Origin of the sequence: Flavobacterium resistens, from assembly GCF_900182645.1 — a bacterium.
Taxonomy (GTDB): Bacteria; Bacteroidota; Bacteroidia; order Flavobacteriales; family Flavobacteriaceae; genus Flavobacterium; species Flavobacterium resistens.
Map to the genome: position 1 here is coordinate 230,451 of NZ_FXTA01000001.1, position 13,577 is coordinate 244,027.

General features: G+C 32.5%; 12 protein-coding genes. 5 read left to right on the forward strand and 7 right to left on the reverse strand.

The window, feature by feature from the left end; genetic code table 11:
- Positions 1 to 20 precede the first annotated feature (20 nt).
- Positions 21 to 1,025, reverse strand: coding sequence for a DNA polymerase III subunit delta (holA, locus tag FN795_RS01000; RefSeq protein WP_142448855.1), 1,005 nt, complete (start codon positions 1,023 to 1,025; stop codon positions 21 to 23).
- A gap of 94 nt (positions 1,026 to 1,119) precedes the next feature.
- On the opposite strand from holA, the gene FN795_RS01005 reads away from it, so the two are divergent.
- Genes FN795_RS01005 through FN795_RS01015 form a run of 3 tightly spaced genes read left to right on the forward strand, consistent with a single transcriptional unit; the run spans position 1,120 to position 3,480 of the window.
- Positions 1,120 to 1,572, forward strand: a complete 453-nt coding sequence (locus FN795_RS01005) for a type I restriction enzyme HsdR N-terminal domain-containing protein (protein ID WP_142448856.1) — start codon at positions 1,120 to 1,122, stop codon at positions 1,570 to 1,572.
- A gap of 20 nt (positions 1,573 to 1,592) precedes the next feature.
- Complete coding sequence (locus FN795_RS01010) at positions 1,593 to 2,612, forward strand: glycosyltransferase family 2 protein (protein WP_142448857.1); 1,020 nt, start codon at positions 1,593 to 1,595, stop codon at positions 2,610 to 2,612.
- Positions 2,613 to 2,646: 34 nt separating this feature from the next.
- On the forward strand, positions 2,647 to 3,480 hold the full coding sequence (locus tag FN795_RS01015; RefSeq protein ID WP_035643915.1) for an OmpA/MotB family protein: 834 nt from the start codon (positions 2,647 to 2,649) through the stop codon (positions 3,478 to 3,480).
- Positions 3,481 to 3,705: 225 nt separating this feature from the next.
- On the opposite strand, the gene FN795_RS01020 is transcribed toward FN795_RS01015, so the two are convergent.
- The 4 genes from FN795_RS01020 to FN795_RS01035 form a co-directional block, all read right to left on the reverse strand.
- Entirely contained in the window at positions 3,706 to 4,743 is a 1,038-nt protein-coding gene (locus tag FN795_RS01020) for a carboxypeptidase-like regulatory domain-containing protein (protein WP_142448858.1), read from the reverse strand.
- A 78-nt stretch (positions 4,744 to 4,821) separates the two neighbouring features.
- A complete protein-coding gene (locus FN795_RS01025; protein WP_132991064.1) occupies positions 4,822 to 5,442 on the reverse strand; it encodes an L-threonylcarbamoyladenylate synthase in 621 nt (206 codons plus the stop codon).
- An 80-nt stretch (positions 5,443 to 5,522) separates the two neighbouring features.
- A complete protein-coding gene (locus FN795_RS01030) occupies positions 5,523 to 7,859 on the reverse strand; it encodes an ATP-dependent helicase (protein ID WP_142448859.1) in 2,337 nt (778 codons plus the stop codon).
- Positions 7,860 to 8,153: 294 nt separating this feature from the next.
- On the reverse strand, positions 8,154 to 8,921 hold the full coding sequence (locus FN795_RS01035; RefSeq protein WP_142448860.1) for a sulfite exporter TauE/SafE family protein: 768 nt from the start codon (positions 8,919 to 8,921) through the stop codon (positions 8,154 to 8,156).
- 126 nt (positions 8,922 to 9,047) lie between these two features.
- Here FN795_RS01035 and FN795_RS01040 point away from each other — a divergent pair, with 126 nt between their 5' ends.
- Positions 9,048 to 9,569 (forward strand): DUF7935 family protein, encoded by a 522-nt coding sequence (locus FN795_RS01040; RefSeq protein ID WP_035643924.1) that lies wholly within the window; start codon positions 9,048 to 9,050, stop codon positions 9,567 to 9,569.
- Between the two features lie 70 nt (positions 9,570 to 9,639).
- Here FN795_RS01040 and FN795_RS01045 read toward each other — a convergent pair whose 3' ends face one another.
- On the reverse strand, positions 9,640 to 10,539 hold the full coding sequence (locus FN795_RS01045; protein WP_142448861.1) for a patatin-like phospholipase family protein: 900 nt from the start codon (positions 10,537 to 10,539) through the stop codon (positions 9,640 to 9,642).
- 123 nt (positions 10,540 to 10,662) lie between these two features.
- Positions 10,663 to 12,723, reverse strand: a complete 2,061-nt coding sequence (locus FN795_RS01050) for a M1 family metallopeptidase (RefSeq protein WP_142448862.1) — start codon at positions 12,721 to 12,723, stop codon at positions 10,663 to 10,665.
- Between the two features lie 95 nt (positions 12,724 to 12,818).
- On the opposite strand from FN795_RS01050, the gene FN795_RS01055 reads away from it, so the two are divergent.
- A complete protein-coding gene (locus FN795_RS01055; RefSeq protein WP_142448863.1) occupies positions 12,819 to 13,562 on the forward strand; it encodes a Dph6-related ATP pyrophosphatase in 744 nt (247 codons plus the stop codon).
- The last annotated feature ends 15 nt before the right edge of the window (positions 13,563 to 13,577 follow it).

A 13,577-nucleotide genomic window follows, 5' to 3' on the forward strand; every position in this document is an offset into this window, starting at 1 on the left:
ATATCGTGAATTATTACGGCTTAATTAAATATTTTGTACAGCATTTCTTTTAGCAAATCAGATTGTGGAAGCGCATTTGCTCCAACACCTTTGCTCTTTACGTCAATATCACGCAATGCTCCAACTATCTGACTCACTTTTCGCATTGGGTAATTCTTTACAGCCAGATCATATTCTTTTAGAAAATAAGGATTTACCCCAATTGCAGCTGCAACATTTTTTGGGTTTTTATCCTTAAGTCCATGGTATTTTAAGAGTTGTACAAAAAATCCAAATACCAATCCTGTTGTCATTACTAATGGATATTCTTTTGGGTTGTGAGCAAAGTTTTCTGCGATTTTATACGCTTTCAACTGATTACGTTCTCCAATTGCTTTTCGCAATTCAAAAACATTGTAATCTTTACTGAAACCAATATTTTCCTCAATATGCTCAGCCGTAATCATTGTACCTTGTGGCAAAATAATCTGCAGTTTTTCAAGCTCATTATTGATTTTGCTTAAATCTGTTCCGAGAAACTCAACCAACATTGCATTTGCTTTTGGATCAATTGTATATTTCTTTCCCGCCAAAACACGTTTTATCCAATCACCAACCTGATTTTCGTAAAGTTTTTTACTTTCGTAAACCAAACCATTTTGTGCCAATACTTTAGTAACTTTTTTACGTTTGTCCAGCGTTTTGTATTTGTAGCAAAAAACCAAAACCGTAGTTTCCATTGGATTATTGGCATAGGCTTCTAATTTATCAATATTTCTAGACAAATCCTGGGCCTCTTTTACTATAACAACCTGACGATCAGCCATCATAGGATAGCGCTTGGCCGTTGAAACAATATCTTCTACAGAAACATCTCTTCCATACAAAACAGTCTGGTTGAAACCTTTCTCTTCTTCTGCAAGCACATTTTCCTCAATATATTCAGATAATTTATCTATATAATAAGGTTCTTCCCCCATTAAAAAATAAATTGGTTTTATATTTCCGGCCTTGATATCATTGACAATTTTTACAACTTCGTCCATTTAAAATTTGTTTCAAGTTTCAGGTTTCATGTTCATCGTTCAATAACTTGAAACTTTAAACCTGAAACCTAAAACTATTTTATATTTTTGCTTTATGCAGCAATTAAATTTTCCAACTTATAGTTTTCGATTCAAAAATAGCGAAAATAAAGTGTCTATTTTTGATGAAATCAGAAAAAAATTTATCATTCTTACCCCAGAAGAATGGGTTCGCCAGCACGTTGTTCATTATCTATTACATGAAAAAAAATATCCCAAATCATTAATCAATGTTGAGAAAGTTTTAAAAGTCAACGGATTAAGAAAACGATATGATGTTGTTGTTTTTAATTCTGACGGTTCTATACATATACTAGTAGAATGTAAAGCACCCGAGGTGAAAATCTCTCAGGCAACTTTTGATCAAATTGCTCGTTATAATATGACAATGCAGGCACGGTTTTTGAATGTCACAAACGGACTAAACCATTTTTATTGTCAAATGGATTTTGAAAACGAAAAATATCAGTTTTTGAGAAACCTGCCTGATTATAAAGAAAACCATTAAAATAAATAATTTAAGAACTTTTGGATAAAATAGCAGTTGTCATTTTAAATTGGAACGGAGTAAGATTGTTGGAGCAATTTTTACCATCAGTTATTCAATTTTCGGAAGGCGCGACAATATATGTTGCCGACAATGATTCTACAGATAATTCCGTTGAATTTGTTCAACAAAATTTCCCTACAATTAAAATTGTAAAAAATACAGGCAATTATGGATTTGCAAAAGGCTATAATGATGCTTTAAAACATATTGACGCTGAAATTTATGCCTTAGTAAATTCGGATATTGAAGTGACCGAAAATTGGTTAAAGCCAATACTTGAAACTTTTGAGTCTGAAAAACAAACTGCCATCATTCAGCCAAAAATTCTTGATTTTAAAAACAAAGAATATTTTGAATATGCAGGCGGTGCTGGTGGATTCATCGATAAATATGGTTTCCCCTTTTGTCGCGGACGTATTTTTGATACTGTTGAAAAAGACAATGGGCAATACAACGACAATTGTGAATTATTTTGGGCGTCAGGCGCTTGTTTCTTTATCCGAAAAGAGGTTTATGATGAGTTGGGAGGTTTTGATGAAAGCTTCTTTGCACATCAGGAGGAAATTGATTTATGCTGGCGCGCCGCAAATGAAGGGCAAATCATAAAATATAATTCGCAATCTGTTGTTTACCATGTTGGAGGGGCAACTTTACAACAAGGAAATCCACGAAAAACATTTTTGAATTTCAGAAATTCATTACTAATGCTTGTGAAAAATTTACCTAAGAAAGGTTTATTCTTTGTGATTTTCTTCAGAATGGTTTTAGATGGCATAGCAGGTATCCGTTTTCTTACACAAGGGAAATTCACCCATACTTTTGCTATTTTGAAAGCACATTTCTCCTTTTATTGCCTATCTTTAAAATATCTAAAAAAGCGAAAAGATTTTCAAATACAGCAATACTATACCGTAAAAAGTATCGTTTACCTCTATTACATAAAGAAATTACTGGTTTTTAAAGAAATCTTTAACAGTAATCAAAATATTAAAAACTAAATTTGTAATCAACGTTTAATTAAATATAATACCTATGAGAAAAATAGTTATCGCACTATCAGTATTAATGGCCTTAACTTCGTGTGTATCGAAAAAGCAATATGCTGCACTTGAAGCTAAGAACAAAGAGACCCAAGATTTATTAAACTCTTGCACTGTTAAATTAAATTCTTGTTTAGAAGAAAAAGCTGGTTTAGCTGCTACAGTTGAAGGCTTAAAATCACATAACCAAGACTTAATCAACAGTTCAAAAGATTTAACGGTTTTAACTACTAAAGGAGCTGAAAACCTTGAAAAATCTCTAGAAAGCTTAAAAGAGAAAGATTTGAAAATCTCAAGACTTCAAGATGCTCTTACAAAAAAAGACAGTGTAACTTTAGCATTAGTTACAAGTTTAAAAGGAGCTGTTGGAATCAACGATCCAGATATCGAAATCAATGTTGAAAAAGGAGTTGTATTTATTTCTATCGCTGATAAATTATTATTCAAAAGCGGAAGTTATGACGTAAGCGACAAAGCAAAATCTGTTTTAGCGAAAGTTGCAAAAGTTGTAAACGACAAGCCTGATTTTGAATGTATGGTTGAAGGACACACAGATGACGTTCCTTACAAAAGCAACGGAGTTTTGTTAGACAACTGGGATTTAAGTGTTAAACGTTCTACTTCTATCGTTCGTGTATTAACAAATGATCTTGGTGTTAACCCTGCAAAATTAATTGCTGCTGGTAGAAGTTCATATGTACCATTAGTTGCAAATGATACTCCAGACAACAAAGCTCGTAACAGAAGAACTCGTATTGTGGTTATGCCAAAAATCGATCAATTCTATGATATGATTGAAAAAGAAATGAAAAAACAAGCGAAATAATCCTTGTTTTACATATCATAAAAAACAGAAAAAGCAGGTCTTACGACCTGCTTTTATGTATCCTTAATTTTTTTAATAACCAATTAAATATAAATCAAGAATAGCATTATTTTTAATCAACTAACTAAATTTTAACTATACTAAAGTTAGTGATTATTTTTTAACATTTACACAATTTCAGTTTTTTTTTACAAATATACCATATTACTATTCCCAGTATTATAATTATTCTACCCCATAATTTAAAGGCAACATATCTCCAACTCTTTTTTCCGATATTTTCCCTGAAAAAAGTATGTCTTCAATATTTGAATTATTTCCATACTTGTAAATATAAAAACTATTTGTTTCAAAAGTTATTTTGGATACTTCCTTTTTGTCGAAGATAAGATTATAAACAGCTACAATTTTTTTTGAGTTTAGATTTATATTTTCACTTTTATCCTGATCAATTAATTCTACTTTTGCAAAATCGCCTTCTTTAGTTATTTTGAAGCATTTAGTTGGATCCTGATTATACTTACCTTTAAACAGTAAAAATTTCTTGGCCTCCCAATCCGTATTTGCTAAATTTCTGAAAAACTGAATTTGAGATCCCTGAAATGTTTTTTCTCGTTTTTTTAAAACTTTAGCGCTATTATCAATTTCTTCAAATCGGCTCACGCCTCCATAAAAATTCTTATAAGCATCTAATGAATTAATACTAAACCTATTAAAATAAACTTCAAAAATTACCAATTCAAAATCAATTTTATATCCTAAGGCCGGATTTATAATTACTAAAGGTTTATCTGAAGAGGCTGTAAAAAGTAAATTCTTTTTATCATAATTAAATTTAATATCATCTTCATTTTTAATAATAGCTGATTTCGCATTACTAGTTTTTCCTAAAAAGTATTCTCTAAACAACTTTAATTTCTGAGCTCTTGTAAACTCATTATTATTATTAACAACAACTTCTTTAAGCTCATTTTCCGAAATCTTCATCGCAATATTTAAGGGCTTCGAAACATCTAATCCCGACAAATACTCCGTTTGATATCCCATTGAACTAATCACTAAAATACTATTAGCATTAGGTTCATACTTGATAGAAAATTTTCCATCAGCATCTGAAACTGTTGAAATTGTTGTACCATCATAATAAACATTTACTCCTTCTAACGGAATATTACCTTTACCTGTAATTTTACCATTAAGATTATGTTGCGAAAATATAGTGAGCGCAGAAAATAAAAATAAAAGAGTAAATAGTTTTTTCATTAAAGCCAAAAGGTTTGATTAATTAGTAGCTAATTAACCAAACCTTTTTGTATTATCCTAAACAATCTATATTTTTTCTTACAAAATATCAATATCGCCTTTTCCTTCTCTCACGATAACTGGTTCATATTCTGAAAGGTCAATTATTGTCGAACCAACGTTGTCACCATAACCACCATCAATTACCAAATCTACTAGATTTTGCCATTTTTCAAAAATCAATTCGGGATCTGTAGTATATTCAATTACATCATCTTCATCACGAATAGAAGTTGAAACTACCGGATTTCCCAATTGACGAACAATTTCTAAAATAATATTATTATCAGGAACACGAATACCAACTGTTGTTTTCTTTTTAAACTCTTTTGGCAAATTATTGTTTCCTGGCAAAATAAAGGTGTAAGGACCTGGTAAAGCTCTTTTCAGAATTTTGAAAGTCGATGTATCAATCTGACGTACATAATCTGATAAATTGCTCAAATCATGACAAATAAAAGAAAAATTTGCTTTCTCTAATTTAACACCTTTTATTTTTGCAATTTTTTCTAAAGCCCTAGAATTGGTAATATCACAACCTAAACCATAAACAGTATCTGTCGGATAAATTACCAATCCACCATTCTGAAGCACTTTTACAACTTTTGCAATTGCAGCTTCACTAGGTTTATCTGGATATATTTTTATGAATTCAGCCATCGTTTTTGTTTCAAGTTTATATTTGTTTCAGGTTTCAGGTTTACGCTTCAACACTTGAAACCTTAAACTTGAAACATTTCTTATCCTACAACATCTAATTTAGCAAATCTTAACAACAATTTCTTAATTCCGCCTACCTCAAATTTAATTTCGGCTTTTTTATCAGCGCCAACACCTTCTAGATTAATCACTTCGCCTTTTCCAAAACGTTCATGCATCACCACATTTCCAACCGTTAATTTGCTATCAAATAAATTTGGAGCGCCAGCATTTGGGTTTGTTCCTCCAACTGGTTTTAGTTTTCTGATATTCAAATCCGGTTTCGGATTATTATCTGTAACATGTTTTGGAGGCGTTCCTCCTACTGGTTTTGCCAATCTTAATTTAGATTTATCTACATCTCCGAAAATATCGCCGTCAATTGGTGATTTATAACGATAATTACTTTCAGACGGAGTTAAATATTCTAGATATTGGCCATCAATTTCTTCAATAAAACGAGATGGTTCACTATCTGTCAATTTTCCCCAACGGTAACGCGACTGTGCATAAGTTAAATACGCCTGATGTTCAGCACGAGTTAAAGCTACGTAAAATAATCGACGTTCTTCTTCTAATTCGCTTCTGGTACTCATACTCATAGCACTCGGAAACAAATCTTCTTCCATTCCCACAACAAAAACATGCGGAAATTCAAGTCCTTTTGCTAAGTGAATCGTCATCAAAGCTACACGATCTTCATCATTTGTATCTTTATCCAAATCAGTTGCCAAAGCTACATCTTCCATAAATTCAGAAAGCGCACCTCTTGCTCCATCAATCTCTCTTTGACCTTCGGTAAAATCTTTAATACCGTTTAAAAGTTCTTCGATATTCTGAATTTTTGCCATTCCTTCCGGAGTAGCATCTTTTTTCAATTCCTGAACCAAACCTGTTTTCTTTGCAACGTGGTCTGTAATATAAAAAGCATCCTGATTTTGATCGATAACCTGAAAACTCTGAATCATCGTAACAAAATCTTTTAGTTTATTTTTAGTTCCGGCATTCAATTTCAAGTCGATTTTATCGATATTCACCATTACTTCCCAAATCGAACGTTTATAATGATTTGCCGCAATAGTCAGTTTTTCTACAGTTGTATCTCCAATTCCTCTTGCAGGGTAATTGATTACACGAATCAAAGCTTCTTCATCTTTTGGATTCAAAACCAAACGCAAATAACACAAAACATCTTTAATTTCTTTACGTTGGTAAAAAGACAAACCTCCATAAATTCTATACGGAATATCGCGTTTTCTTAAAGCGTCTTCCATCGCACGCGATTGTGCATTTGTACGATACAAAATAGCAAAAGCGCCATTATGCAATTGATTCTGCATTTTCTGCTCAAAAATTGTACTCGCAACAAAACGACCTTCTTCTGCATCTGTCAAACTTCTGTGGACTTTAATTCTTGGCCCAAATTCATTTGCAGTCCAAACCACTTTATCCAGTTTGGTCTTATTATGCTCCATTACCGTATTTGCCGCCTCTACAATATTTCGTGTCGAACGATAATTCTGTTCCAAACGAAACATTACTACACCTTCATAATCTTTTTGAAAATTCAAAATATTATTAATGTTCGCTCCACGGAACGCATAAATACTCTGCGCATCATCACCAACCACACAAATATTCTGAAATCTGTCTGATAAAGCTCTAACAATCAAATATTGTGAGTGATTTGTATCTTGGTACTCATCAACCAAAATATAACGAAAACGATCTTGATATTTAGCTAAAACTTCAGGAAAACGAGTCAGCAATTCATTTGTTTTCAATAACAAATCATCAAAATCCATTGCGCCAGCTTTAAAACAGCGCTCTACATATTGCTGATAAATTTCGCCTAATCTTGGTCTTTTTGCCATAGCATCGGCTTCAACCAATTCTGGATTATTAAAATAGGCTTTAACCGTAATCAAACTGTTTTTATAGCTTGATATACGACCTAAAATCTGTTTTGGCTTATAGATATCACGATCCAACTGCATTTCTTTAATAATCGAAGAAATCAATCTCGCCGAATCCTGAGAATCATAAATAGTAAAATTGGAAGGATATCCTAAATGATCTGATTCTGCACGAAGAATACGAGCGAAAATCGAGTGAAAAGTTCCCATCCAAAGATTTTTAGCTTCAGATGCTCCCACAATATCCGAAATCCTGTGCTTCATTTCACGCGCTGCTTTATTGGTAAAAGTCAGCGACAAAATATTGAAGGCATCAACACCTTGAGCCATCAAATAAGCAATTCTAATTGTTAAAACACGGGTTTTTCCCGAACCTGCACCAGCAATAATAATCATTGGCCCGTCTTTCTTTAAAACAGGCGCTCTCTGCGCTTCGTTGAGCTGGTCAATATATTTCTGCATGTAATTTATCTCCTTTATATGCAAAAATAAGAATTAATGATTTAATAAGCTACTAAGCTTCTAAGACACTAAGTTTTTTTTCTTTTTTGAAGCCGAAGAAAAGGCATTTTATTGAACATGGTTTCCCGCTTTCGGCTTTATCTCTTCGCTCCGCAACGAGGATATCGCCTCTATCGGGGCTAGAAAACAAACATCATTTTTGAGATACTAAGCTACCTAGTTCCTAAGACTTTATTTTTTTCTTTCGACAAAGAGAGAAAGCTTAGAACCTTAGCATCTTAGTAACTTAGAAGCTTACTTGAAAAACACATCGTAAGCAAATCGAATCAAAGTCCCAATAACAACCACCAAAAAGAAAATTCGAATAAACCCATTTCCTTTATTAATAGCCAATTTTGCGCCAAGCCAACCTCCAAGTCCGTTGCTGATCGCCATCGGAATCGCGATTGACCAGATTATTTTCCCTTTAATCATAAACAAGCAAATCGAACCAAAATTTGTAGCCAGGTTTACCATTTTAGCATTCGCGGAAGCGTGAAGAAAATCAAAACCTAAAAGCGCTATAAATGCAACTACAAAAAAACTTCCAGTTCCTGGCCCGATAAATCCGTCATAAAAACCAACAATAACGCTAATTACAACCGCATAAATAATTTGAGTTACTTCTGAATGATCTTTCGCAACATGCTGACCAAAATTCTTTTTTGCGTACGTATAAATAAACAGCAATGATAAAACTACAAGCAAAAGCGGTTTCATAAAATCGTTGCTAACCATTGTCAAAATGGTAGAACCCAAAAATGCCGATGGAACTGCCAAGCACATCATTATGATTAATAATTTCCATTGAATAACTACTTTTTTTAAATACTGAAAAGCAGCAAATGCAGTTCCGCTGAAAGCTGGGATCTTTAAAGAACCAATTACTGTAGAAACAGGCAAATTAGGCAATAAAATTAATCCCATTGGAGTTTGGATTAAACCGCCTCCACCAACAATTGCATCAATAAATCCTGCAGCAAACGCGGCTAGACAAAGAAAAAGTATTATGTATGAATCCATTAAAAGTAAAATTGTGTAGAATTTAAAAAACAGCTACAAAAGTAAGTTTTCCGTTTTGTTTATTACCGAAAATTTAAAACGGATTTCTCCTCAAAAAGTATATTTTTGCTAAAAAATTTAACCCAAATGGATTTTACAAGAATTATAGAATTAGCCAGTTATACACTTCCTGCAATTGTTACAGGATTTGTTGCCTACAGTTTTTTTGAACTGCATATTAAAAATAATGATAAAAAGCGTGCTTTTTTATTGAATAGAGATTACCAAAAGCAATCACTACCAATACGTTTACAAGCTTATGAGCGTATGACTTTATTTTTGGAACGTATAAACCTGACCAAATTATTGATTCGAATTGCCCCAATTTCTCAAAATAAACACGATTACGAAAACTACATAATCGATCAGATTGAGCAGGAATTTGAACACAATTTAACGCAACAGATTTACATGTCTGATGAGTGCTGGACGATTATTACAACGGCAAAAAATGCTACAATCCAAATGATTCGAAAAGCTGCAATGAGCGACAAAGTAGAAAATGCTGATAAATTGCGTGAAGTAATTTTAAATGATTTATTAGAAAAACAATCGCCTAGTAACGCTGCTTTAGGATATATTAAAAATGAAGTTGCTGATCTTTGGTAGAAAAAGTATTTTAGATTAAGAATTCTGATTTTAGATTTATCTCTTGTAATCTAAAATCAGAATTCTAAAATCACCTATTGTCACTCATAACTTCTGACTTATTCTGAGCATATTCATATCCTTGTTCCCACCATTCTTTCATTACTTCTTTATTAAAAATCAAGGCATTATCAGTAAGTTTTGTTGGAGTGTAATATAAGTTAAGTTTGACATTCTTATTATTTGCCATAAGTTTTCCTATAGCAATATCATGTTTTTCTACTTGATCCAAAGCAATTCGGAACAAATCTATCATTAATGAAAATGGATTTTTACCAATAACTGTTTTATCCATATTTACTTCGGTTTCTAAAATAATGACATCAATTTCAGTAGCTCCGCGATTAATTGCTTCACGAATTGGAACCAAACTCGAGAATCCGCCATCGCCATATTCGTAATTATTTTTCTCCACCAAACTCATAAACGGAACATAATTACTTGAAATCCAAGACCATTCTATAAACTCTTCATAACTGCAATCTTTTACAGATTTATATTCCGATTCGTTTTTGGTGAAATTGGTTACCGTTATAATAACATCTGTTTTCAGTTTTTTTAGTTTATTGAAATCTGACAACGAAAAGTTATTCCGAATATATTTTCTTAAACCTTTACTCTCGCCAAAAGTCCTTTTTCCTTTAAAAAACTGGCGCAATACATTGAAATGATTAATCGTTACAATATCAACACCTTCTTTATTTTTAACCACAAACGGACAAATATTAAAAATACTTGCCATTGTAACATTCGTATAAACAGAGTGAATTTTTTTAATATGTCCTAAAGCTAAATGTGGGATTAGCAAGCTTCCGGTGGAAGTGCCCAAAAACAAATCATATTCATGATTTTTTTCTTCTATTAAATACTGCGCAACTCCTCCGGCAAAGGCGCCTTTACTTCCGCCGCCAGAAATAACTAATGCTCTCATATGTGGTATTGTAGGTTTTATTTTTATTAGAAAATAGAAGAAAGAAGCAAGAACAAAGACATTTATATTTGCTTAAATCTTTACTCTTGCTTCTTGCTCTATTCTCTATATTTTATTCTCTTTTCACTCTTTCAGCAAACGATTCAATTGAAACTGTTCATCGGGGGTCAAATTAGGCAAAATTCTTTCAAACGAAGCACGCATTTCAGAATTTTTTAATAACATTCTTATTGTGTCTCTTCCAAATTTTGAAAACTGCCACATATGATGTGTAGTTGAAGCAACTAAGTTACTCAGAACCTGATCGTTGATGATTTTAAAAGCAATCAGTTTTTCGAGTGCATTCTGTCGCGTTGTTGCCTCATATTTAGTTGAAGAAAAATCAATTAATTCAGCAACAAGTTCATCTGGATTTGATGCATAATTTGGTGTAGATAATGCCAAAGAAAGCCACATTGTACGAAGATTATAGTCGTTAAAACCAATCCAGTCTTTTGATTTATCTAAATATTCATTTCGATGTTCTGGAAAATTTCTCCACAACCAATATAGCGCTATTTCCTGCGTTTGATAGGATTTATCGTTCAACAAAGTTTCGTACTCTGCCCTAAAATCCTCTGGAATCCTAGTTAAACTTTCAGCTATTGTTTGACGAATCTGAATATTATTGGTTTTCATAGCCAGAATAAGCAATTCTTTTTTTGATTCGTATTTCTCATTTTCTAATTGATCAATAATCGCTTCTTTTACCGTATGATAAACATCTGAATTTAAAGTTTTAATGAAGAAATCTTTCTTTTCTGCCAATGGTGTTTTCTTCAATTTATCAACTTCGAGTCTGACCTGAATAGATTTATTTTTGCTCAACAAAGCATTCGCAACTGGTGTATCAAAAACAGTCGATTCTAGCCAGGTTTTTTGAAATTTTTCCAAGTCAAAATCAGATACTTTTTTTATTTCGTTAAAGAAATCTTCCGAATTTACTGTTTGATACGCATATTTTTTGAGATAACTTTTTATCGCTTTTTTAAATGCTTTATCTCCAATTGATTCGTAGAGCACAAATAGCGCCCACGCTCCTTTTTCGTAAAAAGTAAGCGAACTCGCTTTTGGATTCAAAACCGGAATTGAATCGGTTCTTGATGCAAATTTTATTTGCTGTGCAGTGTCATACAGTTTGGAATAAAAATAGTCATCGCCAAAAATATCTCTTTCCGCTAAAGCCGCATAATAAGTCGCAAAACCCTCCTGAAGCCAGTGATGTTTACTACTTTCGGCCGTAATTAAATCGCCAAACCAATGATGCGCTAACTCATGAGCATCGACATTTGTGTAATTACGATCCACAAATCCAATTGAATCAACAACATATCGCGTTGCTAAAAGTGTTGAAGTTGTGTTTTCCATTCCAGCATACAAAAAATCCCGAACCGGAATTTCTCTATAAATCTCCCACGGATATTGAACACCAATTTCTTTTTCTAGAAAATCAAAAATGCGTTTTGAATATCGAAATGTGGGTTCAAAACGTGAAACATCTTTATTTTCTAAATAATATTCAAGCGGAACATTCGATTTCGATTTAGAACTTTTTTTATCATATTTTCCAATGGCAAGCATCAGCACATAAGAACTCATTGGTTTTTTCATTTCATATTGCCAACGATATGAATTTCCATTTTGTGATTTCTCTTTTAAAATTCCGTTCGAAAAAACCTGATATGCTGAATCATAAGTTATTCCTAAGTTAAAAATCACTTTTTCATTGACATCATCAAAACTCGGAAACCAATTACTTGTATATCTTCCCTGACCTTGTGTCCAAATTTGAACTTCTTTGTCTTCAATATCAATAAAATACAAAGCTTGTTTTGGTTTTGCAGTATATTCAAAAGTCAAATGATTATCTCCTTTTTGAAAATTTCCAATAATCTGTAGTTGCTTGCCTGAATTAACAAAAACAACGTCTTTATTGTCAATCTGCACTTTGGAGAATTCCATGTTTTTAGCATCAATTTTTATTGTATCAATTGGTTTTAAAATCGTAAAACCGTAATCTACAATACCTGAAATTGATTTTTCTTTGGCATTTAAAGTTAATAGTCCGGAAGCGGTTTTAAAATCAACAAATTGAGTTTGTTGTGCAAACGCAAAGGAAGTTATAAGGAGAAAAATGTATTTCATTAAAGATTTGAATTTATACGAAAAATCCAAAGTTACAAAGGTTTCGTCAACAAATAGAATGAAATTTGTAAGTTTACCATTTAAAATTCCAAATCGTGTCTACACCTAAAAAAGCCTTATTCAACTGGAGCAGCGGAAAAGATTCTGCTATTGCCTTATATAAAATTCTACAAAATTCTGCATATAAAATCGAATGCTTAGTTACGAGCGTAAATCAGCAATTCCAGCGAATTTCGATGCACGGCGTTCGTGTTGAATTATTAGAAGCGCAAGCTAAAAGTATCGGAATTCCATTGAATATTTTGCAAATTCCTGAAATGCCAACAATGGAAGTTTATGAAAATGTAATGACAAAAGCCTTAACCGAATTAAAAGAACAAGGTATTTCTCATTCTGTTTTTGGTGATATATTCTTAGAAGATTTACGAAAATATCGTGAAGATCAATTGGCAAAATTGGGTTTTGAAGGTGTTTTCCCAATTTGGAAAATTCCAACGAGCGATTTAATACAGGAATTTATTTCGTTAGGGTTTAAAACTATTGTGGTTTGTGTTAATGAAAAATATTTAGACAAAAGTTTTGTTGGCCGAATTATCGATCAGGATTTTATAAATGATTTGCCCGAAAATGTTGATGTGTGTGGAGAAAACGGCGAATTTCACACTTTTGCTTTCGACGGACCTATTTTCTCTGAACCAATAAACTTTGAAATTGGCGAAATTGTTTACCGCAAATATGAAAAACCAAAGACTGAAAACACTTCAAACACAGCTTGCGACACAAACGACGAAACTGCTTTTGATTTTGGTTTTTGGTATTGTGATTTGATTCCGAAATAATATTTAATAACAAAA

Excerpts from the sequence above, each read along its gene's own strand:
- FN795_RS01030 (WP_142448859.1), bottom strand. The coding sequence starts at position 7,859 with ATGCAGAAATATATTGACCAGCTCAACGAAGCGCAGAGAGCGCCTGTT.
- FN795_RS01050 (WP_142448862.1), bottom strand. The coding sequence starts at position 12,723 with ATGAAATACATTTTTCTCCTTATAACTTCCTTTGCGTTTGCACAACAA.
- FN795_RS01025 (WP_132991064.1), bottom strand. The coding sequence starts at position 5,442 with ATGGCTGAATTCATAAAAATATATCCAGATAAACCTAGTGAAGCTGCA.
- FN795_RS01045 (WP_142448861.1), bottom strand. The coding sequence starts at position 10,539 with ATGAGAGCATTAGTTATTTCTGGCGGCGGAAGTAAAGGCGCCTTTGCC.
- FN795_RS01035 (WP_142448860.1), bottom strand. The coding sequence starts at position 8,921 with ATGGATTCATACATAATACTTTTTCTTTGTCTAGCCGCGTTTGCTGCA.
- holA (WP_142448855.1), bottom strand. The coding sequence starts at position 1,025 with ATGGACGAAGTTGTAAAAATTGTCAATGATATCAAGGCCGGAAATATA.
- FN795_RS01040 (WP_035643924.1), top strand. The coding sequence starts at position 9,048 with ATGGATTTTACAAGAATTATAGAATTAGCCAGTTATACACTTCCTGCA.
- FN795_RS01015 (WP_035643915.1), top strand. The coding sequence starts at position 2,647 with ATGAGAAAAATAGTTATCGCACTATCAGTATTAATGGCCTTAACTTCG.
- FN795_RS01005 (WP_142448856.1), top strand. The coding sequence starts at position 1,120 with ATGCAGCAATTAAATTTTCCAACTTATAGTTTTCGATTCAAAAATAGC.
- FN795_RS01020 (WP_142448858.1), bottom strand. The coding sequence starts at position 4,743 with ATGAAAAAACTATTTACTCTTTTATTTTTATTTTCTGCGCTCACTATA.